The 24,024-nt window shown below is 44.1% G+C and carries 27 protein-coding genes; 2 read left to right on the plus strand and 25 right to left on the minus strand.

The genetic code is table 11. The features are described 5' to 3' along the window. From C6P11_RS06320 to C6P11_RS06340, 5 genes are all read right to left on the minus strand, one after another. Positions 1–539, minus strand: a 539-nt coding sequence (locus C6P11_RS06320) for a transposase (protein ID WP_210114206.1), incomplete at its 3' end; no start/stop codon positions are given. A 132-nt stretch (positions 540–671) separates the two neighbouring features. Beyond that, positions 672–1,076, minus strand: a complete 405-nt coding sequence (locus C6P11_RS06325) for a hypothetical protein (RefSeq protein ID WP_135519614.1) — start codon at positions 1,074–1,076, stop codon at positions 672–674. 9 nt (positions 1,077–1,085) lie between these two features. Continuing rightward, a complete protein-coding gene (locus C6P11_RS06330; protein ID WP_135519616.1) occupies positions 1,086–2,564 on the minus strand; it encodes an Ig-like domain-containing protein in 1,479 nt (492 codons plus the stop codon). A gap of 51 nt (positions 2,565–2,615) precedes the next feature. Next, positions 2,616–2,738 (minus strand): KxYKxGKxW signal peptide domain-containing protein, encoded by a 123-nt coding sequence (locus tag C6P11_RS06335; RefSeq protein ID WP_135519618.1) that lies wholly within the window; start codon positions 2,736–2,738, stop codon positions 2,616–2,618. A gap of 719 nt (positions 2,739–3,457) precedes the next feature. Continuing rightward, positions 3,458–3,976 carry a hypothetical protein gene (locus tag C6P11_RS06340; RefSeq protein ID WP_135519620.1) on the minus strand — a complete coding sequence of 173 codons (519 nt, stop codon included), beginning with the start codon at positions 3,974–3,976 and terminating at the stop codon, positions 3,458–3,460. A gap of 77 nt (positions 3,977–4,053) precedes the next feature. Here C6P11_RS06340 and C6P11_RS06345 point away from each other — a divergent pair, with 77 nt between their 5' ends. Continuing rightward, positions 4,054–5,031, plus strand: a complete 978-nt coding sequence (locus C6P11_RS06345) for a helix-turn-helix domain-containing protein (protein ID WP_135519622.1) — start codon at positions 4,054–4,056, stop codon at positions 5,029–5,031. Here C6P11_RS06345 and C6P11_RS06350 read toward each other — a convergent pair. The 11 genes from C6P11_RS06350 to C6P11_RS06390 form a co-directional block, all read right to left on the minus strand. Beyond that, entirely contained in the window at positions 5,012–5,698 is a 687-nt protein-coding gene (locus C6P11_RS06350) for a class A sortase (RefSeq protein WP_135519624.1), read from the minus strand. The two genes, C6P11_RS06345 and C6P11_RS06350, sit on opposite strands and share 20 nt — an antisense overlap. A gap of 359 nt (positions 5,699–6,057) precedes the next feature. Then, positions 6,058–7,293, minus strand: coding sequence for a peptidase T (gene pepT / locus C6P11_RS06355; RefSeq protein ID WP_135519626.1), 1,236 nt, complete (start codon positions 7,291–7,293; stop codon positions 6,058–6,060). A gap of 18 nt (positions 7,294–7,311) precedes the next feature. Continuing rightward, positions 7,312–8,109 carry a Nif3-like dinuclear metal center hexameric protein gene (locus C6P11_RS06360; protein ID WP_135519628.1) on the minus strand — a complete coding sequence of 266 codons (798 nt, stop codon included), beginning with the start codon at positions 8,107–8,109 and terminating at the stop codon, positions 7,312–7,314. Continuing rightward, on the minus strand, positions 8,106–8,798 hold the full coding sequence (locus C6P11_RS06365) for a tRNA (adenine(22)-N(1))-methyltransferase (RefSeq protein WP_135519630.1): 693 nt from the start codon (positions 8,796–8,798) through the stop codon (positions 8,106–8,108). The genes C6P11_RS06360 and C6P11_RS06365 overlap by 4 nt, the downstream gene beginning before the upstream one ends. A 90-nt stretch (positions 8,799–8,888) precedes the next feature. Further along, complete coding sequence (locus tag C6P11_RS06370; protein WP_135519631.1) at positions 8,889–9,305, minus strand: Hsp20/alpha crystallin family protein; 417 nt, start codon at positions 9,303–9,305, stop codon at positions 8,889–8,891. A 489-nt stretch (positions 9,306–9,794) separates the two neighbouring features. Then, a complete protein-coding gene (locus C6P11_RS06375) occupies positions 9,795–11,078 on the minus strand; it encodes a tetratricopeptide repeat protein (protein ID WP_003607642.1) in 1,284 nt (427 codons plus the stop codon). 92 nt (positions 11,079–11,170) lie between these two features. After that, positions 11,171–11,320 (minus strand): hypothetical protein, encoded by a 150-nt coding sequence (locus tag C6P11_RS10970; protein WP_156696876.1) that lies wholly within the window; start codon positions 11,318–11,320, stop codon positions 11,171–11,173. A 52-nt stretch (positions 11,321–11,372) separates the two neighbouring features. After that, positions 11,373–12,665, minus strand: coding sequence for a hypothetical protein (locus C6P11_RS06380; RefSeq protein WP_245299813.1), 1,293 nt, complete (start codon positions 12,663–12,665; stop codon positions 11,373–11,375). 6 nt (positions 12,666–12,671) lie between these two features. After that, entirely contained in the window at positions 12,672–13,076 is a 405-nt protein-coding gene (locus tag C6P11_RS11250; protein ID WP_245299815.1) for a hypothetical protein, read from the minus strand. Positions 13,077–13,178: 102 nt separating this feature from the next. Continuing rightward, on the minus strand, positions 13,179–13,814 hold the full coding sequence (locus tag C6P11_RS06385; protein WP_245299817.1) for a hypothetical protein: 636 nt from the start codon (positions 13,812–13,814) through the stop codon (positions 13,179–13,181). A gap of 15 nt (positions 13,815–13,829) precedes the next feature. After that, entirely contained in the window at positions 13,830–14,216 is a 387-nt protein-coding gene (locus C6P11_RS06390; protein WP_135519633.1) for a hypothetical protein, read from the minus strand. A gap of 125 nt (positions 14,217–14,341) precedes the next feature. Between C6P11_RS06390 and C6P11_RS06395 the strand changes: the two genes are divergently transcribed. Next, the gene (locus C6P11_RS06395; protein WP_135519635.1) at positions 14,342–14,818 is read left to right on the plus strand and encodes an NUDIX domain-containing protein; all 477 of its coding nucleotides are present in this window, start codon (positions 14,342–14,344) and stop codon (positions 14,816–14,818) included. Positions 14,819–14,865: 47 nt separating this feature from the next. Here C6P11_RS06395 and C6P11_RS10975 read toward each other — a convergent pair whose 3' ends face one another. From C6P11_RS10975 to C6P11_RS06435, 9 genes are all read right to left on the minus strand, one after another. Further along, positions 14,866–15,009 (minus strand): hypothetical protein, encoded by a 144-nt coding sequence (locus C6P11_RS10975; RefSeq protein WP_003607649.1) that lies wholly within the window; start codon positions 15,007–15,009, stop codon positions 14,866–14,868. Between the two features lie 40 nt (positions 15,010–15,049). Next, complete coding sequence (locus tag C6P11_RS06400) at positions 15,050–15,280, minus strand: hypothetical protein (RefSeq protein ID WP_135519637.1); 231 nt, start codon at positions 15,278–15,280, stop codon at positions 15,050–15,052. Continuing rightward, positions 15,280–15,579, minus strand: a complete 300-nt coding sequence (locus C6P11_RS06405; RefSeq protein WP_135519639.1) for a hypothetical protein — start codon at positions 15,577–15,579, stop codon at positions 15,280–15,282. The genes C6P11_RS06400 and C6P11_RS06405 overlap by 1 nt, the downstream gene beginning before the upstream one ends. Positions 15,580–15,693: 114 nt before the next feature. Further along, entirely contained in the window at positions 15,694–18,879 is a 3,186-nt protein-coding gene (locus C6P11_RS06410; RefSeq protein ID WP_135519641.1) for an AAA family ATPase, read from the minus strand. A 1-nt stretch (position 18,880) separates the two neighbouring features. Continuing rightward, positions 18,881–20,050: an exonuclease SbcCD subunit D gene (locus C6P11_RS06415; protein WP_135519643.1), complete on the minus strand. Its 1,170-nt coding sequence runs from the start codon at positions 20,048–20,050 to the stop codon at positions 18,881–18,883. 69 nt (positions 20,051–20,119) lie between these two features. Then, positions 20,120–21,052 (minus strand): L-lactate dehydrogenase, encoded by a 933-nt coding sequence (locus C6P11_RS06420; protein ID WP_135519644.1) that lies wholly within the window; start codon positions 21,050–21,052, stop codon positions 20,120–20,122. An 83-nt stretch (positions 21,053–21,135) separates the two neighbouring features. After that, positions 21,136–22,344, minus strand: coding sequence for an MFS transporter (locus C6P11_RS06425; protein WP_135519646.1), 1,209 nt, complete (start codon positions 22,342–22,344; stop codon positions 21,136–21,138). A gap of 103 nt (positions 22,345–22,447) precedes the next feature. Next, positions 22,448–22,957 (minus strand): ECF transporter S component, encoded by a 510-nt coding sequence (locus C6P11_RS06430; protein ID WP_135519648.1) that lies wholly within the window; start codon positions 22,955–22,957, stop codon positions 22,448–22,450. Position 22,958: 1 nt separating this feature from the next. Further along, positions 22,959–23,771 (minus strand): bifunctional hydroxymethylpyrimidine kinase/phosphomethylpyrimidine kinase, encoded by an 813-nt coding sequence (locus C6P11_RS06435; protein ID WP_135519650.1) that lies wholly within the window; start codon positions 23,769–23,771, stop codon positions 22,959–22,961. Between the last annotated feature and the right edge of the window lie 253 nt (positions 23,772–24,024).

Genomic DNA, 24,024 nt, shown 5'->3' on the forward strand with positions numbered 1-24,024 from the left:
ACGGTTCCAGTTAAAGCATCGGTCATGATAAGCGGATGGTAACCGACGTTCAAGTAGTGATAATTAAAACCAATTTTTTCTTGATGACCAAAGGTCTCAAAGTAGGTTGAATCCAAATCTAGCACCAGTTCAGTATTGGCTGATCTTTCATCAATTAAAGAGACAATACGACGATTTAATTCTTGTAGCTCATCAATGTCTTCGTTCGTGAGATGTGATAGAAATCTGGAAATAGTTGGTTGAGATGCCATGTTTTGCGCATAAACAAGTCGATGTTCGATATCTTGGGTCAAGTAATCTGCAACGTCGTCGTTGCGATAACCTTCGATAACTTGAATGAGCATTTGCAATAACAATTCTACCTTAGCATAGCGTGGATTTTTGCGATTATCGTTGAATTCAACGTTATTAAAGAGCCTGGAAATTACAGGCGAATTCAGAAAAATACTAAGCAGCACGTTGCCGCCATCCGAGGTAATTGGTGCCCCATTGTCTGAAACTGCAACTAAATGGTTGCTAGGTAATACTTTTTGAGTCATAATTTTAGACGCTCCAATTTTTGAGTATTTGGTTTGTTTTCCACTAACAAAATATCATAAAAAAGAGCTCCTATGGTTTTCACCCAACGGGTGAAAGCGCAAAACCCGCTGAAACGGTATTAACTTGCTGTTTCAGCGGTTTTTTGTTTGTCTTGATGAATAATCCGGGTCAGTTATTCTTAACTGACCCTTCTCGTCGAAATAATTTTTTTGTATCAACGTCCCGTCATCGGTTTCCATATTTACGACGCTGATTTTTTGTTTTACGAAATCGACTCCCGTTAATTCAACGTACATATTGATTACGTCAGAATTCGTAACCCCGTTGTTTTCTTTTATATAATCAAACATTCGAACATCAAAATCCAAAGTCAGTATGTGAGCGTGAACACCAAGCCCGTTGAAAATGCCAAGTCGCTCATTTACGGCCAAAGAAAGACCGGATTGACGCCCGGATATATTTCGTTTGATAAACAAATAGTTCATTCTTTTTTCTCCAAAAAAAGCAAGCACACAAATGCTTGCTTTTTGATACATTTTCAATAACTACTTAGAACGGCGAGATTGGCTCGTTAGCATTGTCTTAAACAACAACATCATCCCCCCAATCACCATCAACAAAATACCTGCAAGCGTGTATTTTGTTGTGTCAGCATCCGTTTCTGGTAGGGTTGCTGCTGTTTCTGGCAATTCTACTCGCCCATTTCCAGAATTAATTGTAGCTTGCTTGTTATCAGTTGTCACAGATGGACGCTCAACATTTGGCTCCGTCGGTGTCGTTGGTCCCGTTGGAGTCGTCGGCTCTGTTGGAGTCGTTGGCTCCGTCGGCGTTGACGGCTCTGATGTAGGCGTCGATGGCTCCGTTGGAGTTGTTGGCTCTGTCGGCGTTGTTGGCTCCGTTGGAGTCGTTGGCTCTGTTGGAGTCGTTGGCTCTGTTGGCTCCGTCGGTGTCGTTGGCTCTGTTGGCGTTGACGGCTCTGATGTAGGCGTCGATGGCTCCGTTGGAGTTGTTGGCTCTGTTGGAGTCGTTGGTTCCGTCGGCGTTGACGGTTCTGAGTTTTGATCGCCAGATGCATCTCCAGATCCAGTTGTTACCGCGTGAGCAGCACTATCTGAAACAGAATCATCATTTGTTGAGACTGTTGCTGAATTATCAATACTATCATCGGTATGATCAACTACCTTAGCATAGTACGTAACAAAGTAAGCCTTGTTTGTGTCACCAAAATCAATGTCAATCGTTGTGTCCGTTGAGGCGATTTTAAATTGGTCCGTTACATCAACACCGTTGGTTAAATCAGCCGCCCCAGTCGGAACTTGGGCAATCTGGATTGAACCTGGAATAAGCTTTTGTGACTTTTCCATCGAATCTGATAGATGTACACCCTTCAATTCCGCTCCCGGATTATTAACCTTAATTACCCACCAAATGAGATACTTACCCGGATTCTTCAGAATGTCCGGATTAGCTTCCAACTCTTCTGGCGTAAAGTATTGTCGAACAGCATCTTCTGAAACGTAGCCATCATACTTCGTTAGAATATCCGTTGTATTTCCATCCGGATCACTAATTGAACCATCTGGTGCCGTCACGGTGATGGATGTATTGCCATCCGTGCCAGGCACTTGTGTATTCACAGTAACTTTATCTTCGTTATGCCAACCATTTGAATTCACAACTGTTTGGACTTTCAAAGTGCCGCCAATGTTTGAGTGTGTCTTCGCATAATCAGTCACTTCATCTGAGAACGTAATCGTTGCTGTGCCATCCATAGATACATGCACAGTTCCAAGCGTGACACCATCTGCTGTTGTTAATGGGAAGCTTACTTCATTTGCAACTCGCAATTGATCCGACACTTCAAATGTAAACGTATCGTCCGCCTTGTATTGGTAACCAGTAGAACTATCTAATTTCCATTGATATTCCAATTGAATCGTATCACCAATATTATCAATATCCAATGTACCGCCTGCTGCTGCAGACTTTCCCGACGTCACATCTGTCAAAACACCATTAGACAAAATATTTCCGTTTGGGTTGTCAGCCTTAAAGTCAGCATACGCAACGTTCGTTCAGTTATCAAAACCAGGGAGTTGCAATTCATTAGACAACATCCCTGCAGTCAACGTAGCTCCCACAATCGTCGCACCAATTACTAACTTTTTACCCGACTTATACATCTTATACTTAGTCATCACCAATTCCTCCTGACCTATTCCAGTATCTCACTAGTTACTTACTATTTGTAATCAAATGTTTCGAAGCGTTGTTTCATAAGTGAAACAGCATTTAAATACAACTAATCCCCCACTCGATTTCAATCACTTACAAATAGTACTTTGCTAGTTTAATGTATCTCAACTCACAAAAATAAAAGTGTTCACAGGACGAGACACTTTTATTTATCAGTGACTAAGTTCAACAAATAGTCTCCCGCTTCAATAAAAAATGATGCACCGAACACAATGACAATAACTGCGCCAGAGATGAACATTCACACGTTGAAAATCTGATTAACTCTTGTAGATTTCATACCAAAAAGCGAAACCAAAATTTTAAATAATAAATTAACCACAAAAATCATGAAAACTAGTCGCACGCCCCACTGCGTGACTCCCCATAAAAACACGTTACTAAACTCAGTCATAACCGCTTTCATCTTTCTTACCTCAACTAGAGTGTACGAAAAATAATATCTCCAGGACGTAAACGTTTACATAATGAGACAGTTTTAGAAATCGCGTAAAACCATGCAACAAAAAAGCCCTGAGAAAAAATTTTCTCAAGACCACTTAGTTTGGAATTTAAATGTCGAATGGTTTTAATTCGCTGCTGACCTTGATTCTTCCTTTTTTTCAACCCACGCCTGCAAGCCCACTGAAGTTAGTTCGCCAACAAAAGTATTTGCGTCATCCTAGTTTGAAAAAGTGTTTAATGTGATCGATTTCCCTACATCACCCATTAATCGACGGCCAACAAGAAGTTGCATTTCTTCCGTCAGGGTTTGCGGCACAATCAGCATCACTTTATATTTATTTCTCAGTTTGTCTTGTAACCACCACAGTCCCATCAAGGCCATGCCAGACCCGGCCAGCAAGATTGATATGACTACTTTGTGTTTTTTAACAAACTTTAGAAGCTTATCAACTTGTGATTTAATTCTATCTAACGTCCTATCAGCCCATTGTTGCTTCAAGTCAGCAGATTTAACTTTCTGATAAGTGATAACTTTCCCTCGAATTGCGCCAGGCAGCTTATACCCTTTTTCAGGATTTTGCTTATCAACCAACGGCAAACCAGTTCCATCCGGCGCAACTGCTTCATACCCCGGTTTATACGGGACAAACGCATTGTCACTATCTGCAGATGCTGAAGTAGCCAGCAAAAGCATTAGCGACAACGACAGCATAAACAGCCTAACTTTAAATTTCATTTCATTACTCCAATTTGCTTAGCTCTCTATTCATGTATAATAGCACTAATTAAAACAAAGTACACAGAGGCGTTAACATGAATCTAAAACAGCTTTCAGATTTTGATTTAGGGGTATACCACTACCAATACCTTGGTCCAACAATTCATCAGCTAATTGAATCGGAAGGTTATAAAATTGCTGACATCGTAAAGGCGACCGGTGTACCACGTTCTACCCTTTATCATTTTTTCAAGGGCAATCGTGATCTTCCCAGTTCAAGAGTTTTTTTAATTTTAAAAATCCTCGGTATTTCTACAACTGAATTCATGGCTCGCGTCAAAGGAAATTTTGAAAAAGAGACCCATTCAAGTTTGTTAACGGCCTTTGATATGAAAAATTTTACAGATGTGAAAACCTTACATGACCAACTTGCTCAACTATCACCTGTTGATCTTCCAGAAATATTGTTGAATTTGTCTGCAGTCATAGAAGTCCAGCTTGATGATCTTGAATTGAAACAAGCTTTTCAATCTGTGATTGTTGAGATTGCTGAGAAACCTATTTTCATCAGAATCGGACGACTTAATCCAACTGAGATGGAACTATTTAACAACATAATGCGTTTTATGAATTGGTCACGCGTAAAAATTTTACAAAATGAAATCATTTCGGAAATACAAAAACAAACTGCCGTTATTCAAACCAGTACAGATTTGAACATGGCAGCTCGATATTGGTCAATTATTTCAAACACCTTATACAACATTGGAACTCTCGCACTCCAAAATTCCGATTTAGGCGTTTTCCGCCAAATTATCGATTTTGTTACAAACCGAGAAATACCATATTATGATTTATATGGGGCGTTATTGACAAAATTGCTCTTTGTTTTAGATTTGCATATCACTGGCAAATTGGGTGAATCTGAAAAATTGTACAACGAATTAACTAGTGCCATGCATCTTCTAGTAAACAATCAGAATTCAATTTTTTATGACTTGATTATTGAGAAAGACTATCAATCGTTCATTGATTCGATTATAAAAAGTCCCACTACCGAATCATCGAATTAAATTGCGCTTTAATTGACTTCGAAGCGTTCTCCCACTTATACGATGTTTCCAAATTTCCTTGCATCATTACACGCCCTCTGTCATGCGTGTAATTGCAAGTAATGAGCGTCAGCATTGTTTTATCAGGAACCGGTTTAACAACATCTACAGCAGTATTTTTAACTGTCTTGTATACATTAGTCTTATACACGTAAACACGTTTAAGATTCGTCACATAAATGCGTTGTCCAACTCGACCTTTGTAGTAAATTGGTGAAAATAACATCTGTTTATTTGAAGATCCACGAACAAAATGGCTAGCAAGCGAATAGTTACCTTGCCCCATTTTTTGGTTTGCGAACATTGTACCAGCGCCAATTGCTAAGTTCTCATTCGTTGTACCATTCAAAATCGGCAACTTTAATCCAATATCTGGCACTATTATTAAACCGACATATTTCAGATCATTTCCTGATGTCCTTGCTTTAATAATCGTACTAGCTGACAATGTTTTTACTGACTGCCAGTCGTAATTGGTAACCAACTTTTCGTTTTTAGCGATTGTTTTCGCAGATAGTTGTGCCGGTTGCTTATCAAACAGCGCAAATATGCACTGCTCACCAAAAATCAGCATAATGCCCAATAAGATTAATGCCCAAGCAAATCCAAACACTAGTTTCTTTTTCATACGCTTTCTCTCTTGTAAAAAACTAAAACATACAATACGCCATAATCAAACCAGAAGCAACATTTCCGAAAAGATAGTGAAGTTCAGCCTTTTTTAGATAAGTCTCGTATTGTAAACATTTTTGTCCATCTGCCAATTTAAAGCCTGTTATGTTCTAGTTTGTTGCGGTTCAAATACTTGTGCTATGAAACACCTAAATTAACTTTTAAACCATATGCACCCTATACTCAACTCCACTCAACAAGTGTCCACCCAAAACGACACTTGTTTTCTTAACATCACAATTGACCTTACAAACTTAAAAACAGCCATCGGAATCCACGACAGATTCTGATGGCTGTTTTTCAATTTATTTAAAATTACTTTGCTGCGTTCAATTCAACAATCTTCAAAATTGTATCAACCGCTTGGTGCATAACGGTCGTTGAAACGTACTCGAAACGACCGTGCATGTTTTCACCACCAGCAAACAAGTTTGGCGTTGGCAATCCCAAGAACGTAATCTTTGAACCGTCAGTACCACCACGAACTGGTTCGATAACTGGCTCGATGTCCAAAGCCTTCATAGCGGCTTCGGCCAAATCAACAGACGTCATGTCGTCCTTCAAGACTTCACCCATGTTGTAGTATTGGTCGTACATATCCAACTTGATACGCTCAACGCCCAATTCACCGTTCATCTTTTCAACGATGTCACGCAATGCTTGCTTACGCTCTTCAAAGATGATGCGATCGTGGTCACGGATAATGTATGACATCTCAGCTTCTTCAGGCGTACCGTTCAACTTCAAGATGTGGAAGAATCCTTGACGGCCTTCCGTCAATTCTGGACGATCACCGGCTGGCAAAGCAGCGTGCAAGTCCATTGCAACTTGCAAGGCGTTAACCATCGTGTCCTTGGCAGAACCAGGGTGCACGTTACGTCCTTGAATCTTGATGTTAGCTGCTGCAGCTGAGAACGTCTCCCACTCCAACTCACCCAACGGACCACCATCGACCGTGTAAGCAAAGTCAGCGCCGAATTCCTTAACGTGGAAGTTGTCGGCACCAATACCGATTTCTTCGTCAGGACCGAATCCAAAGACAACCTTACCGTGCTTTACTTCAGGGTGAGCAATCAAGTATTCAGCAGCTGAAATGATTTCAGCAACACCAGACTTGTCATCGGCACCAAGCAAAGTCGTTCCGTCAGTCGTAATCAACGTGTGACCCTTGTACTTCTTCAATGAAGGGAAATCAGCTGGTGACAATGTGTAGTCGTCGTTCAACTTGATATCAGACTCACCATCGTAGTTTTCAACGAATTGTGGGCTAACACCTTCAGCGTTAAAGTCAGCCGTATCAACGTGTGAAATGAAACCAACTGCAGGCACATCAGCGTCAATGTTAGAAGCCAATTCGGCAAAAACATAACCGTCAGCCATCGTACGCACGTTTTCTAGGCCAAGGCTCTTCAATTCTTCAGCCAAATCAGCCAAGAAAGCAACTTCCTTAGGATCTGATGGCACCGTTGTTGACCCTTCGTTTGAACGCGTGTTGACCTTCACGTAACGGATAAAACGGTCAACCAAGTTTGGATATAGTTCTTCAGACATAATAGTAATTCCCCTTAATTAAATATACGTATATGGATCCGTGTTTTCAGTTGAGGCGAAGACACGGTCTAGGTCCCAATTGTTTTCGGTTTGCCAAGCATTAACCAGTTCAACTAGCTTATCCTTGGCAATGGCCTCCATGTGGTGATCCGGATCAATCACCACAAAATCATCAGCCAAGACGTCATGCGCCGTGTGATAGTAAAAATCCGCTGTGACATAAGCGTCAGCACCAGCTGCCAAGGCATCTGGGTATTCACTACCACCATCCCCACCAAGCACCGCAATGCGTTGGATTTGACGGTTCATGTCGTTCGCAATGACACGCACGTGCGCTACATTAAACAAATCGCGCACAAATGTCGCGTAATCTGTCACCGTTTGTGGCGCCACAAGTGATCCGATACGGCCGAGACCTGTCTTGCCATCAGCATTCGGAATCAATGGCGTCACATCAGTTAGCTGAAGTGCTTCTGCCAACGAATCATTCATGCCACCTGCAGCCGCATCCAAATTTGTGTGCGCCGCATAAACGACAATGTCATGCTTAATCAAATCCGCATACATCTTGTTTTGTGGCACCGACAAATCCAAATTCTTCGCTGGGCGGAAAATCATTGGGTGGTGTGCAAAAATGAAATCAACGTTATTCGCGATTGCTTCTGCCACAACTTCTGGACGCACGTCTAATGCCGTCATTACTGTATGAATCTCTTGATTTGGATCACCAAGTTGGAGCCCGATTGGATCACGTTCCCAAGCTAGATTACGTGGTGCATAAGCTTCAATCTTGGCGATTAACTCAGTTGCTTTCATAGACCCAACGCCTCACTAATTTCAGTTACTTGTTGTTGATACTCACGGTATGCATCTGAATCTTGCTTGTTAGCTGATTCCAACTTAGCCATGATTGTCTTCACACGGTCATATTCACGTTGCCACTTGGTTTGCCAAGCTTCCGGACGCTTTTCCAAGTTAAACGGTCCGAACTTCAACTCAGTTTCGGTGTAACTGGCATGACCAGGAACTGCAATCAAGACTTCGTAGAAATGACCATCATCTTCAACAACCGTTTCGTCTTCAAGTTGATAATCATTGTCCATCAACCAAGTACGAACCACATCGATATCGATGTTTGGTTGCAAAATCAAACGTTGGTAACGTTGACCATCTGTGTGACCGTCCGCCAAAATTTGTGCAATCAAGCGACCACCCATACCGGCAATCGTAACCGTATCAATCAAATCTTCTGGTGTAACGGCAGCCAAGCCATTCGCCAATCGGGGCACCAAAACATCCCCAAGACGGTGACGGTTAATTTCAGTTTGGACATTGTCCAGTGGTCCTTGTGCCACCTCACCCGCAATCGCGAATGAAATGTGCTTGTTCAACAACAAGTTTGCTGGCAAATAAGCGTGGTCAGAACCAATATCTGCTAAACGCGCACCATCGCGAACATATGACGCTACAGTCGCCAATCGTCGTGATAATTGCAATGCATCCATGGCAGTGTCCTCATTTCCTAATATGATAATATTCTAATTTTAGCACAAAAAACGCCGGTCTGCTAAACAAACCGACGTTTCCATATGGTTTTAGTCTTCAATCGTGATTGCTGACTTCTTAGCGACTTCAGCCTTAGGCAACGTGATGTGCAACACCCCGCTCTTGTACTTGGCAGAAACCTTCTCACGGTCTACGTTAGGTAGGTAGTATGAACGGCCGACTGAACCAAAGCTACGTTCTGATTGTAGGATGTTGCCATCCTTGTCAGAGTGATCCTTGATTTCATGACGCGTTGCTGAAATTTGCAATGTGCCATCTTCATAATCAACCTTGATGTCTTCCTTATCGACGCCTGGGATGTCGGCAACCACTTCATAGTGATCATCCTTTTCAACAACGTCTGACTTTACATCAGCTCCAAATGCCGGTGCTTGCATCAATGACGCGTTCATCTTATCCAACAAATCCCCAAAGGCGTCGTGTCGACGTAACAAATCATGTGACATAGTTATGTATCCTCCCGTAAATACAAAATATTTTTCTCTATGCTTCTTTTGTATCACGCCCTATTAGTGAATTTAAAATGATAACCCCCAAGTTCACAAACTGTTCAGGAGGATGAATTTTCAGCGAAAAATTCTTTGCAAATAACTATGTACTTGAATCGCAATCACCGTCGATATACCCAATGCAAAGATTATGATAAACAACTGAATTGCCGGATGAATGATGACATCGTAACTACCGGCCATTAAATGTAGTGCCAAACAAAATATCGCCATGACGACAATGAAACTACCAATCGTCACGACACAACATATCCCCGACCTTAAGTGTGCTGATTTTTTTACTTTTCCGAACATTTTACTCTTTCTGATACGCCATTATGTTTTAATACAGAATCAATTTAAAGAGTTTAACAAAACAAAATGGGTATCGTTACTCGAAAAGAAGTAACAATACCCACTAAAACATTATTATTAATAATTCGAAAATTATAGTCCCTTTTCTTCCTTAAGTTGGTCGTATAGTTCAGCCATCTCAAGGTCGTTAGGTGCTAATTGCGTGTAATTGAACAAAGCTTCTTCAGCCAAGGCCGTTTCACCCTCTTCACGGAAGTAGAAGTATGCAGGCTTCAAGAAGTTAATGTTGTCCAAGAAGAATGGCAAAGCCGCATTCCAGTACTTTGTTGCCATCTCGAAATCTTCCAAAGCCGTGTAGCTTTGTGCCAAGTTCCAGTACAATTGTGGATCAGCTTCGGCATCATCATCAGCCAAGAACTCGTTCAACAAGTTGATGTTTCCAACGTGGTCTCCCATGGCAACCAACAAGTTTGAGTAACCAATCGTCAAAGTCAAATCTTCTGGGTTGTTCTCCAAGGCCTCACGGTAGATACGGTCAGCTTCTTCGTCTTCACCTTGTGCTTGCGCAACTGCAGCAGCACGCGTGTACAATTGCGTGTTAAATGAATCAACCGCAATACCAGCTTGGTACGTAATCAACGCTTGTTCCAAATCGTTCTTGTCTTCGTACAATTGTCCCAAAGGCTCGTACAAACCAGCGTATGATGGATCGAGTTCTTGCAACTCTTCCAACGTATCGATGGCCTTGTCGACCTTTTCAGGATCGACGGCGTACGTCATTCCCAATTGGAAGCGCACGTCTGGCGTCAAATCGGCATCCTTGATTTGCTCCAAGTAACCCAATGCATTCGCAAAGTTACCCGTCAAAGCGTAGGCAACACCGATACGTGACGCGATATCCAAACCTGAGAAGCGACGCTCACCGGCCTTCAACAAGTCACGGTAGAACGGAATAGCCGTCTCATATCGACCCGTGGCAAAGTAGAACTCAGCCAACGCAAATTGAATAATCGTTTCTTCAGGTGCTAGATCAAAGGCCTCACGCAACTTGGCTTCAGCGGCTTCGTTTAGTCCTTCAGATTGGTACAAGTCAGCCAACACCAACAATGATTCAATGTAAGCCGTTGAATCAGGTGAAATCTCGGCTAGATAAGTAATTGCTTCATCCGTCTTGTCTTCATCAATCGCAATGTCAGCCAAGGCTGTGCGCAATTGATCTTCGTCAGGATACTTCTCCAACAACTTTTGATATGCACGCTTGGCTTGCGTTGAGAACCCCAAACCATACAATTCTTCTGCTAATGAATAAATCGTGTCATCATCATCATAACGTAGTGATGAGGCGAATGACTTCTTCGCATCTTCCAATTGTCCACCAGACAATTCATCAAGCATTCGTTCTGCAAATGTTGCCATATGTACCACTCTTCCTTCTTTGATAAAGTCAATAATATATCATACATAAAAAGCGCTAGGAATGCCAATAAAAAGGTACCTAGCGCTCGATGCTACTTATTTTCAGATGCAGCCTTGGCCTTAGCGCGTGCTTTGGCCAACAAAGCCTCACGTGCAGAAAGCTTTTGATCACGGGTAACAGCGCCCTTTGACGCCGCACCACGTGCAAAATCATTTGACTTGATTGTTCCCTTGCCCATCATGTCTACCTCTTTTTTCAATCTCGTTACTTACATTATACCCGAGATTGACGTACTACTTCAAAGAGTTGTTCGTCAAATTGATGACGTTCGCGACTGATGCACCCTTAACTGTCTTCACCTTCAATGTGACATCATCACCTGCTTGCATCAACAAGGCGTTTTGCATCTTAGAAGGATCAAGCGTGTACATCGTCTCATCATTTTCAAGCTTGAAAATCACGACTTGCTTATCATCCAATGTGGCGTTGACGTTAACACGGGCAACCTTACCTGTAATCGTTTGCGTCTTAATCGAGGCATCGTTAACGCTCGCTGTTTGCACACTACCCGCCAAGGCGTTACGGTAGGCAGCCAAGGCGTCAGAAGCATTTGCTCCTTCACCAATGACGTTTTGATCAGCTCCCTTAATGTAGGCGTACTCACGGAAACGCTCATTTTGGTCCATCATTGAGACGACCCAAGTTGGCGTGCCGTCAATGTTCATGATAACTGGGTTTGAACCGTGCCACTTGTTTTGGGGATGCAATTGCTTAGCAACCTTAATCGCCCCATCAGAGTCCATGATACCAACGTTCTTACCCGTGTAGAATGACAACTTACCCGTACGCGTGCTGATCAATGAGTATCCCTTATCAGAGTCCGCATTTGACGTCACCGTTGTGAAATCATCAAAGTATGAAATTGAACGGTCGTTGTTAAAGACCGGCGTCACACCACTTTCTGAACCGTTTTCAGTTGGCTTAATTTGGTTCTTGTGACGGAAGTTAAAGGCATATGGATTACCGTAAGCACGGTTCATACGCGTTGCTGCTTCTGGTGACACACCCGCATCAACCCAGGCTGGCAAATCCTTTGTGCTGTAGACCGTCGCCTTACCCGTGTCTGCATTCGTCAATGACACATGGATATCATCGTACATCAATTGACCGGCCCAACGCACATTAAGCAACGTTTGCACCCAGTAAGCTTGGTCATTGTTGTCGATTTCCAAAATTGGTTCACCCACTTGGGCGTACTTTGGATTACGCATGTAAATCTTGCGCGCAATGTTGTGTGAGAACCAGCTGGTCTCTGAATAATCCAACTTTTCCTTCACGAAGTGCGCCGTGTCATTAATATCAGTCGCCGAAATAATAAAGTATCCAGGCAACGTGCGATTCATCAACCATGACATAAAGCCGTTAAACTCAACTGGCGCCACGTAATATGGCTTACCATTGATATATTGGGCTGACAAATCACCTAAACGGTACATTGATGAATCAGGCACTTGAGAAAAAGCCTTCTTCATCATGTTTTGTGAAGCTTGCGCTGACAAGGCGATTGGTTGATCATCCTTGGTCAATGGCGCTTATTTCTTAACCGTTGCTTGCACAGAGTTGTACATTGGACGCACTGTCAATGCTTGTGACACACCTGCCCCCAACGAGATTAGAAACGCGATAATTGGAATGATGAACGGCCAAATCGTCAACCCTTCAAGGCTGATGTGTGTGCCACGCTTCGTTACGCGTTGCACGACTTGCGCTGAAGCACCTGTAATCAATGCCCACACCACGACAATTGCCGATTCAACCGCGACCGGCATCACCAATTGTGACAACGTTGGCACTGGCATCAACCAGTACACATAACCAGCGTTTAAGATTGTCACAATCAACATCGTCACCCATGTTAATTTTGTAATCTTAAACTTCAAAGCCCAAATCAATGAGATCAGGGCGGTAATTTCTAGAACCAAAAATGAGGTTAGCATAAGAACTCCTGTAATTCGTTTGTGATAACCTTCATTTTAGCTTAAACCGCTCCGAGTTGCTAGACGAAAAAACGGACACCACCTGGGATGTCCGTTTCATTACTATTCAGAATCGTGCTTTGACTTCAACTTAAATGTTGGCACGTCTTCATGTGCGTGTGTGTGACCAAAATTAATTTCTGGAATACCGTGTTCTAACATGTGGTGATTACGGTGTTCAAATTGATCATCTTCCCATGCTGCGTCAACTTCTTGCCATGATCCGGTACGAGCCAAAATTTCGCGATACTTCGCTGGCATTTGCTTTGACCCAATCGCAATCAAAGTATCCGCATGGGCTTGAAGAGCCTCGCTAAAGTCAGCGTGTGGCTCAGCAATCCAGGCAAACAAGCCAATCGTTTCCAATTCAAGTTCTTCATAATCAGTTGGCGCAACATCAACAAATGTATCTGGTGCAATGTCCATTGCCTTAGGCGCCACTAACATCTTAGGTGCGACTTCCCATTCGTAAAAACCAGGGACATCACGTGACTTTGACACGCGATTAATCGTGACGATACCAAGTTGGTAACCCATTGCCAAACCAAGTGAATATTCTTCTGGTAGTGGCTCTTTACCAGATACCATTAAAAATTCTGTCACCCCTTCATCAGGTGCATACGGAAAGGCAATTAGTGCTTGTTGACCAAGCATCACGTCATTTGCAATTGGTTGGGGCACAATCAGTGCTTTCATCATGTTGTCCTCGTTCTATTAGTCAGCTAGCACATCGGCCATGCGGTTCATCAAGTAAGCTTCAGCTGCTTCAACCGCATCTTCAAGCTCTTCTGCATCATCTTCGGTAAAGTTGCCAGCCGCCTCACGATTGTGTAGGTTGCGAATGGTTAACAACGTTGTGCGCTCTCCATCTGATAAATCAGTGTGCAAGTTTGCCAAAGCCTTGGCAACCGCCCCATCATCAGCTGGCAAATCAGCAAACGCCAGGAATGAGCGCATAATCATTTCACGTTGTGCTTGATAGTCGGCACGTACGTCAGCTTCCGGCAACTTTCCCTTAGCGATTTCAGCTTCCTCACGCTCGGAAACACTATCAAGGTAGAGCACCGTTCCCAATTCAATGTTAAATTCATCAAAAGTCATGCCAAAATCTCCTGTGTAAAGGTTAGTAGTCTTAATACGCTTATTGTATCACAGGCAAAAGTGCTTTTTGAAATTCTGCGACTGAACGGATACAATTGAGAAAACGACGATTCGGGGTATTCACAATGGTAATGGAGAATTATTTCAAAGACCTACGTGCCAAAATTGGTCACGAAGAAATCATTATGCCAGGTGTGGCCGGGATTTTATTCGATGAAACGCGGACAAAGGTTCTCCTTGAGAAGCGTGGCGACGGTGAAGTTGGCTGGAGCCTGGTTGGGGGGATGCAAAATCTCGGCGAATCAGCGATGACTTCTTTGCAACGCGAATTCAAAGAAGAAGCTGGAATCGATGTTGAAATTGCTGCGTTGGTTGGTGTGGATACGAACTTCCACCATGTCTTCCCGAGTGGCGATATAGCGCAAATCCCCATGTTTTTGTTTGAAGTCACCCAGGTCGGCGGTGAGTTGCAAGCTGATGGGGATGAAACGCTAGCATTGGAGTTCGTGCCACTCGCTAGTCACCCGAAAATGTATAACGTACAGCACCAACTCGCTATTGATCAGCTAATTGCCGAAGTTCCATACGGTTGGTATAACTAATAAAAGCGCTGCCAGATGACTAATAATCATCTGGCAGCGCTTTTTAATTACTTATCTTCTGACAAGAATGATGCAATTTCATCTGGCGTATCAACCAATTCGATGTGAATCAATCCACGCTTCAATTGCAATTCTGTTTCCTTTGTCAAACGAGTTGCTTGCTTCTTGGCTAGCTTTTCTGACTTCTTCATGGGTGAAATGCCTCTTTTCAGTTAATAACTGTATTATACGCTATTGTTCACCCGTTCGTCGAATTTGGGCTAAGTGAATCATCACCCATTCTTCAATGCGTTCGCCAAGTTTTGTATAGGTCATGATAAACCATGCCAGATACACCACCGCCAAGATACCAAAGGCACCAATTTCGGAATCCAAAATTGATAGACCAAAGTGGCGCAGTACGACTGTGTCCAATAGCATATATAAAATCGGTGCTACGATCACCAACGTTAACGTCATCATCAACGTATTTCATGATTCGTTTGGCGTTCATCAACAAGCCGGTACTCTTTCAATGTCAAATCATGCAATTGATGAATCGTTAAAATTTGTGCGTCTGCCTGTACCAAGCCGGCTTCATGCTTCAACAACATCACATCGCTCATTTTATCGCCAGCCATCAACGTCACCAACAACTCAGCACGTCGGCGTGGCAGCATGGTATACAAGTCCGTAGCTTCAATTTTTTCAATTTGGTAGCCATTTTCATCTTGGAAGTGGAATACGATTTGGCCGTCCTGATTTTGAACTAGAAAAAGCATAGCGCACCTCCTTCACGAAACTTTTTACCTTACTTTTTCTCTGTGCGAAAACCATTATTACCCAGAAAAAAGGTCGTTTCAATCTAAAAGTTCCATGAAATCGGTTACAGTCCCTTATACCATGCGATAAGTTAATTTACTGCGTCCGCTACCCTGTTTTGTGACCACCATTTGCTGTGGAATTTGTTGTTTCATTGACTCAACGTGTGAAATAACCCCAATCAAACGACCACTTTGTTCGACTGATGCCAACGCCTCCATCGCTTGTGACAGCGTGGTGCCGTCAAGTGAACCAAATCCTTCATCAATGAACAACGCATCAATCTTGGCGCCACCGGCACGGTATTGGACCACTTCGGCCATCGACAACGCAATTGAAAGTGCCGCGATAAATGATTCTCCACCAGACAACGTGCTCGTTGAACGGACCTTACCGGCATCTTGATCGTAAATATCAATATCCAAACCATTTTGGTTGGCACGACCAGCTTGACGGTTTGAAAGAACAAATTGGTATCGGCCAGCTGACAAATTACCGATGTAGTGCTCATTTGCGTATGCCAAAACTTCATAAAGAAAACTACGCAACACATATGGCTCTAGGCGAAGATTCTTAGTGTTCACGCCATCTACTGCTTGCGTCAACTTGATCAAATCGGCTGACTTAGCTGTAATTGCCGTAATTTGTGCTTCTAAATCAACAACCGTTTCGTGTTCCTTACGCAATTTATCTAGCTCAAATTGCAACTTAGCCTTACGGTCGCGCGCAATCGTTTCCGCTTCATTGGCTGCTTCTTGTTGTGCTTGAAGTGCCGTCAAATCAGGTTCGGTCTGTTCGCCAATTTCAGTCGTAACCGCGGTCAGTTGTTGCTTATTTTCAGCAACTTGCGTATCATACGTGGCAATTTCGGCACTCAAAGTCGTCATCAATGACTTATCGGCATCCAAACGCGCCAATAAGTCCTTAAAGGCTGCTTCATCCGCAACTGGACCAGCTGCAATCTCAGCACCTAAGCGCCCCGACATCGTCGCCAATTGTTCATTAGCCGCTGTCAATTCTGCAGCTAGTTCTGCGTGACGAGCTTGCAATGTCTGAACCGTCTGTTGAGCGCTACGGACAGCTTCTTGCGCGGCTTGTTGTTGCTTTTCAAACGTTGCGATTTCTGTTGCCAACGTTTGACGCTCATCTTCATAGGTTGCAACATCGCCCAATTCACCTAGCGCGTTCAGTTTTGCCAACGCATCTCGGTCAGCTGTAAACTGACGTTCTTGTTCTTCCAATTGCGCCGTCGTTGACGCAACTTGTTCTTTAAGCTTTCCAAGTTCCGCCGTCAATTCAGCAAGTTCGCGAGTCGTCTTAGTTTGAAGCGCAATATCGTTTTCTACAATTGCCTTCAGCTCGTCATAACGTGCGGATACCGCAGATGCGTCGTACGTGTCCGGTAGCAAGTTATCTGGGAAAATCTGTTGCCAATCGACATACAGCGTTTCATAGGCATCGGCCAAATCAGCTTTAGCTTGATCAAATGATGTCGTCGCCTTCGCAACCATATCTTGCAACTCATTAACCGAGGCTTTCACACCAGCTTCATCCGCAATGGCTCGTTGCTCAGCGGTTTCAGCCTCTTCCACTTCAGCCATGGCAACCTTCAAAACGTCGTAGGTAGTTTGCACAGCGTGCGGATCTTCATTTTCACCAGTGTAGATTTGACCACAAACGGCACACGGCTCACCAACCTTCAACTCATTATGCAATTGTTGAATCATCACATTACGACGAAGTGCTGCCTTCGATTCACGCATCGCAATCACTTCCGCTAGCGTTGTTTGCGCAGCGGTTAACTTGTGTTGTGCTGATTCATATGATTGTTGCGTATTTGCCAAGCTGGCTTGCTGTTGATTCAACCGTATTTGAGCCTGTGATAATGATGCAATACGACCAGCAAAGCCTGCCAAAGCCGTTTGTTGCATTGTAACGTCAGCTAGTGATGCCAAACGTTCGTTCGCAGCCGTCATTTTTTGTTCAACTTCTGTGACGTGTTTTGCTGTTCCAGCCTGCATGTCATGTAATGCTGACAGACGCTCCTCAGACGCATCAATCGTCTTTTGTAAATCAGCTTGACGCTTCGCATTTGGTAGTAACGTTTCCGTCACCAACGTCAAGCGCTCGCGTTGGGCGACAACTGCCGGTTCACCAGCTGTTAACGTCGCTTGTTCTTGACGTGCAGTTGTTGCTGCCTTTTCAGCCTCAACTAACTTACTTGCGGTCTGAGTAGACTCATCAGTCAAACGTTGCACTGTTCGCTTGGCATCATCAACCTTCGCAACCAAATCGCGTTGGGTATTTCCCCAATCCAAGACTGCCAAGTCAGCACGCTTAGTCGCAATTTCCTCAGCTAGCGTCGCTAATTGTGTTGCCTGGGCCTGCAAGACCTGTTGGCGCTCAATCGCTTGCGCCAACTTTTGACCAGCTTGTAACGCAGCTTGCGCAGTTGTCAAAGCAGCAACCGTTTGTTCATGGACGGTCGTTTGTTGCGTAACCGCTGTTTGTGCGTTAGCAACTTGAGTGGCTAAGTAGGCCACTTGTTCAGTTGGTGTTGGCGCAAGTTCAGCAATGTTTGGCACATCCCAACTAACCTGCTTCAATGCAGCCCGCAACTCGTTCGACAAGCTTTCAATCTTTTTGTTGGCATCCTTACGTTGGTTCTTCAACGCTTCAGTAAACGCATCAAAGATTTCAGTCCCAAACAAGCTACGCAAAATCGTAATTTTGTCGTCACTTTGAGCGGCCAAAAACTCACGGAATTGATTCTGCGGTAGCAAAATAATCTTGCGGAATTGATCTGCCGTCAAATGCAATAATTCTTGGACAGTTTCATTAACCAATGTTGCCTTTTCACCTAAATCGGCAATTGGGGTCTGCAAAGAATCATCCACTTCAGCAAATGATACTTCCGCCTTACGCTCCGTCGTGTCGTCATCTGACTTAGCGCCACGCTTCTTCTTTAGTTGTTGCGTTGGCTTACGCGCAATGCGGTAGTACTGACCATTATGCTCAAACCAGAACGTCACCGCCGTTTCAGCCGTAGTTGGTGCGAATTCACTACGCATCGCTTCCGGCTTGCGATCACCCGTTCCTTCACCAAATAGCGCATATGTCATTGCGTCGAACATGGTTGTCTTACCAGCGCCGGTATCCCCCGTAATCAAAAATAACTTTGATTCCGTAAAACGTTCAAAATCAACGGTCGTATCTTCGTACGGCCCAAAATATTCAAGATGTAATTTAATAGGTCGCATATTATCCTTCTTCCGCTTGTGAAATCGCAACTAACGTATCTGACACCAATGTTTCTTGCAAAGGCGTCAACGATTCCCCCATCACTTCTTCATAGAACTGGCCAATCAAGTCTTCGTTCGAGATATCATCATCGACCGGCTCTGGAACAACCTGCTGGTCCAATGCGATTTTTGGCATGTCGTATTGCAATTCCACGACATCCCCATAAATTTCCGTCAAATCCGCACGCGCGTTTGAAGATTGCGCAGCACCTTGAATGCGAATACTGAAGAAGTTCGCATGTGCACGATCATATTGTTGATAGAAAGCGGGATCAGTTAACGTTTCAAACGTTTCCTGCAAGACAATCAAATCCTTCGTCGGCGCAATTGGGTGCCACGTAGTTGTCACACCTGCGTCAGTTACATCAACAATATAGACACCCTTTTCAGTTTGGGCTTCCTTGGTATTGAACTTTACCGGTGACCCTGAATAACGAATTGTCTTAGTTGGACTAGCTTCGCGCAAATGCAAATGACCCAATGCGACGTAATCGAAATCTGCAAATTGTCCCGCCGTGATGCCCTTCAATCCGCCGACACGTGAATTCGTCTCACTCGTAAATTCATAGTCTGCATTGTCAGAACCCGTTACGTAATAATGAGTTACCAAAATGTGACGCTTGTCCGGATTAAAGTTTGCGACCATCTCAGGCACAATACGCGCCATGACTTGTTCAATCGATTGATAGTCCGCGATTTCATCTTCAGATACTTGGTAGTAAACACGCGCAGCCGTTGGTTCCAAAAATGGCAACATAAAAATCTGCGCTTCCTCAGTCTCAACCGGCGTAAATGCCTCCGCCAAAGTTGTGTTGATGTATAACTCAGTCTGTTCACGCCACTCGTGGCCAGCACCAAGACGCGTTGCCCCATCGTGGTTTCCTGAGACTGCATAAATGGGCAAATGATGCGTCAAATTCATCTCGCGCAACATGGCTTCTAAGGCCGTCACTGCACTTGTCGGCGCAATGGCGCGGTCATACAAGTCACCCGCCACGATAATGCCATCTACTTGTTCCTCTAAAACCAACTGCAAAATCTTTTTAAAAGCAGCTTTTTGTTCTTCTAACAGTGAGAAGCCACCCAGTTCTTTACCGATATGCCAATCGGCAGTATGTAAAAGCTTCATAAGCCTTCCTTTCAAGCATAACTAGAAAAAAGTGGTCCAATCGCCTGATTGAAGCCACTTTTTGTGTTTTTAGAGTGTATCAACAATTTCGTCGAAACGTTGTTGGATGTAATCACGTGATTGCAAAAGCTTCTCTTGCTCATCCGTTGTTAAATCAAGCGTCGTTTCTGCCAAGACACCATCGCGTCCGATAATCGCTGGGTATGACAAGTACATGCCCATGTCATCGCGTCGGTTTGACACAACCAATTCAGCATGCGCATCAGCCATCACAGCCTTAGCAATGCGAATTGCTGACGTTGCAACACCGTAACTTGTGTATCCCTTACCATTCAAAACCGTGAAGCCACCCTTACGCGCTTCCTCTTCAATGGCTGCCAAATCAATATCGCCAGCATCGGCCAACGTCACGATTGGTTGACCCATAACACGCACCGTTGACCAAGCCACGAATTGTGAGTTACCGTGCTCACCCAAGTTGTATCCTGAGACAGAACGCGGATCCAAATCAAACGCTTCACCAACCGCACGTTGCATACGCGCTGTATCAAGCAAAGTACCCGTTCCAATCACCTTGTGAGCTGTGAATCCAGTCACGTGTTGGAACAAAGCCGTGATCGCGTCAACTGGGTTTGAAATCACGACCAATACGCCGTGGAAACCAGAGTCCTTCAAATTCGTCCCGACTGATTGGACCATGCTGCTCGTGAACTTCAACTCAGCAAAACGGTCACCAGTTGGGTTGTCTTGTTGCAACTTGATGTTTCCCAACGTTGAAATCACAACATCGGCATCAGCCAAAGCCGCCCAATCATTAATCACGATATTGCCGTGCGCTTCCAAGTTCGCCATTGCATCTTGGAAATCAATTTGATCAGCCTTCACCTTCGCTTCGTTTGCATCAATAAAGACGTAGTCGTCGGCTACCCCTTGTGCAATCAATCCGTGCGCTACCGCAGCCCCAACGTTTCCAAGGCCAATAATTCCAATCTTACGTGCCATAATATCCCCCAAATTGTTTTTGTCGTATGTTCATTATACAAAAAAGAGACGTTGTTCACCACTGAACAACGGCTCATAATCATTTAGTCAAACAAATGCTTTGTCATTGCCATCATCACGGCAGCCACAATCATCACAATTACCAAAACTAGATAAACCACATTTTGGATGACCCCGTTTGGATTAGCCGTAAAGGCCATACCGTAAAGCATTGGGCCAAATGCGGACATGAAGTAACCACCCGCTTGAGCCATCCCTGACAAACGGGCCGTTTCGACTGGCGAAGATGTCTTAGCCGCAAACATCGTCATGGTGTACAAGAAGAAAAATGACGTTGCGAATCCAATCAAAATCGTCAAGAAGAACCAGTACACAACTGAAGACGTTTCTTGATCAAATAGCATCACCGCACCAATTAGTGACATCACGGCAGCCGCTGCGATGGTTGCCAACGTCCCCTTGCGACGCATGTTTACCAAGATATTCGGTACCAAAATTGAAATTGGCATCCCAATAAATGAATAGAATGACATAATCACAGAGATTGAGCCGGCTGAAACATGATGCTGCGCCATCATGGTTGGAAGCCAGGCCACACCCGTGTAATTAATAATCGCTTGTACACCGAAGACAACCAAGAATGGCCACGCCTTAATATTGGTCCAAATCTTCTTCTTGGGTGCGTTAGCGTCATGGTGACGACCACGCGTTGCAGGTACCTTCTCCGGCACACGCAAAGACGTGTAGATCCAGAAACCAAGTACAATGGCTGGCAACAAGACCAGCAACCACATCACGGCGTGCCAACCGAATGTTGCCACTACTGGGGCCGTCAACAAGCTAAACGTCGCTGACCCAATCATAATCGTGAGTGAGTACATTGATGTGTAAACCCCCACCTTATGTGAGAAATATGACGCCACGAATGTTGGCATAAACACGTTTAGGTGCGCAATTCCTGCACCAACTAGAACCGTTCCAATCAACATAGTTGGCATCGTCACGACCAAGCGCAGCGCCGTTCCCAAAAAGATTGATGCCAATGACAAGCCCAACGCCTTCTTTAAACCAAAGAACGCCATCGTCTTTGAGGCAAAATTAGAAATCAGCAGGAACATGACCAATGGAATCGTCGTCAAAATACCCAGTTGACCCTTAGGCACGCCCAACTCGCCTGAAATCTGCGTTAACATCAAGGGAAGCGTCGTAATGGGTGATCGCATGATTAACCCAATCAAAAGGACACTTGCTGCTAAAATTGCGCCAGTTGACGCTACTTGTTTATTACTCATACTCACCCTGCTTTCAAAAACGTAAAAAAACCTAGATGTCTAGAATATCATTTTTTCAGGCAGTAAAAAAGCCGTCATCCGACGAAATGACAGATTTTCTGTATTATTTACGCAACACCTTGCGGAATGGCACACTTAGCAACAATGCTAGAATGAAGCCGACCAAGACTTGCATGATATTTGCGGGTACCCCAGCCAAACTTGCCAATGCCGCACTTGGCATGGTCATCTTGGCCCCACCAGTTAGCCAAATCAAGAAAGCCCCGGCAATCCAATAACCACCGACCATGACTAACCCGCCTAAGAAGTTCCCCCAGACACGCTTACCAATACGTTCGTCCATCGCAAATTTACCAAGCACCCAACCTTCAAGTCCGTGGATAATGAATGAGAAAATCATCCATTGTGGATAACCTGCTAGCAAATCAAGTAGCAGACCGGTTAGTCCACCAACAAAGGCGCCGGTTTTTGACCCATAATGCCAAGCAGCAATGAAAATTCCCGTTTCAACCAACGACACGAAGCCGGTTGGTGTTGGCAATTTCACCACGTAACTCAACACAATATTAACAGCGATAATAACTGCTGCGATTGTTAATTGCTTTGTTTTCATGTTATTTCCCCCTTAAACGGCGAGCAGCTTGCCACACATTGCCGACCGAAAAATCATCGTTTAATGCGACACCGTTTTTAATTCCCCAATAAACAAAATCTTTTGCATCTTTCACCGCGTCTACCGGCGTCTTACCGGTCGCTAGTTGACTTGCAATGGCTGAGGCAAATGTACATCCAGCCCCATTGTTAAACGCACTGTTGAGCTTCTGAGAGCCTAGAAAGGTCGGTTCTGCCCCAGTTGTGACAACATCAGTCGCCTCATCACCAGATAAGCGTGCGCCACCCTTTACAACAACGGCGTCAGCACCAAAGCCGCGAATGATTTCCGCGGCCTTTGCTAAGTCGGCCTTATCCTTAATCTTAATACCAGCAAGCAATTCGCCTTCAACCAAGTTAGGTGTCGTCATAGAAGCCAGTGGCAACAAGTCGTTTTGGAACGCTGCCACCAACTCAGCAACATCCACATCGTCCGTTTCTTTGAAAGCCATCACCGGATCGATAATCACAGGCAGATTAGTTGCATAACGACGCAAATAATCTGCCACCATGTGCACGTGACCGACAGTTGGCAGCAAACCTACCTTCACGCCAGCAATATCATCTAAAGCAAAAATAGACTGCAATTGCGCATCGAGAACATCCAACGGTACTGGGTGAATCGTGAAGTCATCCTGAGTCACCGTGACAATACTCGTAATAACGCTTAGTCCAAAATAACCATACTCATTAAAGGTCGCCAAATCAGCCTGTATCCCACCGCCAGCTAAAATATCTGAGCCGGCAATCGTCACCATTTTCTTTGGATTCTCCATCAACTTCGCTTCCCTTCACAAGTCATACATGTAGTTTAGCACAGAATATATTGTCAGAGTATGAAGAACTAATATACTCACAGCATCAGTCTAAGTCCTATTTACAGTACCTTAAAACTAAGGAATACTGGATACGTGGTTGCAATGGATTGATCCCCGGCGCATCACGGCAGTGTGTCTAGGTTCATAGCGTCCCTGCCCACCTTCAGTAACTTACTAGGAACCGAGGGGGGTAAACAAAATGTTTCCTAAG

This window comes from Weissella confusa (assembly GCF_004766315.1).
Classification (GTDB): domain Bacteria; phylum Bacillota; class Bacilli; order Lactobacillales; family Lactobacillaceae; genus Weissella; species Weissella confusa_A.

Bases quoted from the DNA above. Each gene is read 5' to 3' on its own strand.
- C6P11_RS06325 (WP_135519614.1), bottom strand. From the start codon at position 1,076: ATGTATCAAAAAGCAAGCATTTGTGTGCTTGCTTTTTTTGGAGAAAAA.
- C6P11_RS06335 (WP_135519618.1), bottom strand. From the start codon at position 2,738: ATGACTAAGTATAAGATGTATAAGTCGGGTAAAAAGTTAGTAATTGGT.
- C6P11_RS06340 (WP_135519620.1), bottom strand. From the start codon at position 3,976: ATGAAATTTAAAGTTAGGCTGTTTATGCTGTCGTTGTCGCTAATGCTT.
- C6P11_RS06345 (WP_135519622.1), top strand. From the start codon at position 4,054: ATGAATCTAAAACAGCTTTCAGATTTTGATTTAGGGGTATACCACTAC.
- C6P11_RS06350 (WP_135519624.1), bottom strand. From the start codon at position 5,698: ATGAAAAAGAAACTAGTGTTTGGATTTGCTTGGGCATTAATCTTATTG.
- pepT (WP_135519626.1), bottom strand. From the start codon at position 7,293: ATGTCTGAAGAACTATATCCAAACTTGGTTGACCGTTTTATCCGTTAC.
- C6P11_RS06360 (WP_135519628.1), bottom strand. From the start codon at position 8,109: ATGAAAGCAACTGAGTTAATCGCCAAGATTGAAGCTTATGCACCACGT.
- C6P11_RS06365 (WP_135519630.1), bottom strand. From the start codon at position 8,798: ATGGATGCATTGCAATTATCACGACGATTGGCGACTGTAGCGTCATAT.
- C6P11_RS06370 (WP_135519631.1), bottom strand. From the start codon at position 9,305: ATGTCACATGATTTGTTACGTCGACACGACGCCTTTGGGGATTTGTTG.
- C6P11_RS06375 (WP_003607642.1), bottom strand. From the start codon at position 11,078: ATGGCAACATTTGCAGAACGAATGCTTGATGAATTGTCTGGTGGACAA.
- C6P11_RS10970 (WP_156696876.1), bottom strand. From the start codon at position 11,320: ATGATGGGCAAGGGAACAATCAAGTCAAATGATTTTGCACGTGGTGCG.
- C6P11_RS11250 (WP_245299815.1), bottom strand. From the start codon at position 13,076: ATGCTAACCTCATTTTTGGTTCTAGAAATTACCGCCCTGATCTCATTG.
- C6P11_RS06385 (WP_245299817.1), bottom strand. From the start codon at position 13,814: ATGATGAAAGCACTGATTGTGCCCCAACCAATTGCAAATGACGTGATG.
- C6P11_RS06390 (WP_135519633.1), bottom strand. From the start codon at position 14,216: ATGACTTTTGATGAATTTAACATTGAATTGGGAACGGTGCTCTACCTT.
- C6P11_RS06395 (WP_135519635.1), top strand. From the start codon at position 14,342: ATGGTAATGGAGAATTATTTCAAAGACCTACGTGCCAAAATTGGTCAC.
- C6P11_RS10975 (WP_003607649.1), bottom strand. From the start codon at position 15,009: ATGAAGAAGTCAGAAAAGCTAGCCAAGAAGCAAGCAACTCGTTTGACA.
- C6P11_RS06400 (WP_135519637.1), bottom strand. From the start codon at position 15,280: ATGATGACGTTAACGTTGGTGATCGTAGCACCGATTTTATATATGCTA.
- C6P11_RS06405 (WP_135519639.1), bottom strand. From the start codon at position 15,579: ATGCTTTTTCTAGTTCAAAATCAGGACGGCCAAATCGTATTCCACTTC.
- C6P11_RS06410 (WP_135519641.1), bottom strand. From the start codon at position 18,879: ATGCGACCTATTAAATTACATCTTGAATATTTTGGGCCGTACGAAGAT.
- C6P11_RS06415 (WP_135519643.1), bottom strand. From the start codon at position 20,050: ATGAAGCTTTTACATACTGCCGATTGGCATATCGGTAAAGAACTGGGT.
- C6P11_RS06420 (WP_135519644.1), bottom strand. From the start codon at position 21,052: ATGGCACGTAAGATTGGAATTATTGGCCTTGGAAACGTTGGGGCTGCG.
- C6P11_RS06425 (WP_135519646.1), bottom strand. From the start codon at position 22,344: ATGAGTAATAAACAAGTAGCGTCAACTGGCGCAATTTTAGCAGCAAGT.
- C6P11_RS06430 (WP_135519648.1), bottom strand. From the start codon at position 22,957: ATGAAAACAAAGCAATTAACAATCGCAGCAGTTATTATCGCTGTTAAT.
- C6P11_RS06435 (WP_135519650.1), bottom strand. From the start codon at position 23,771: ATGGAGAATCCAAAGAAAATGGTGACGATTGCCGGCTCAGATATTTTA.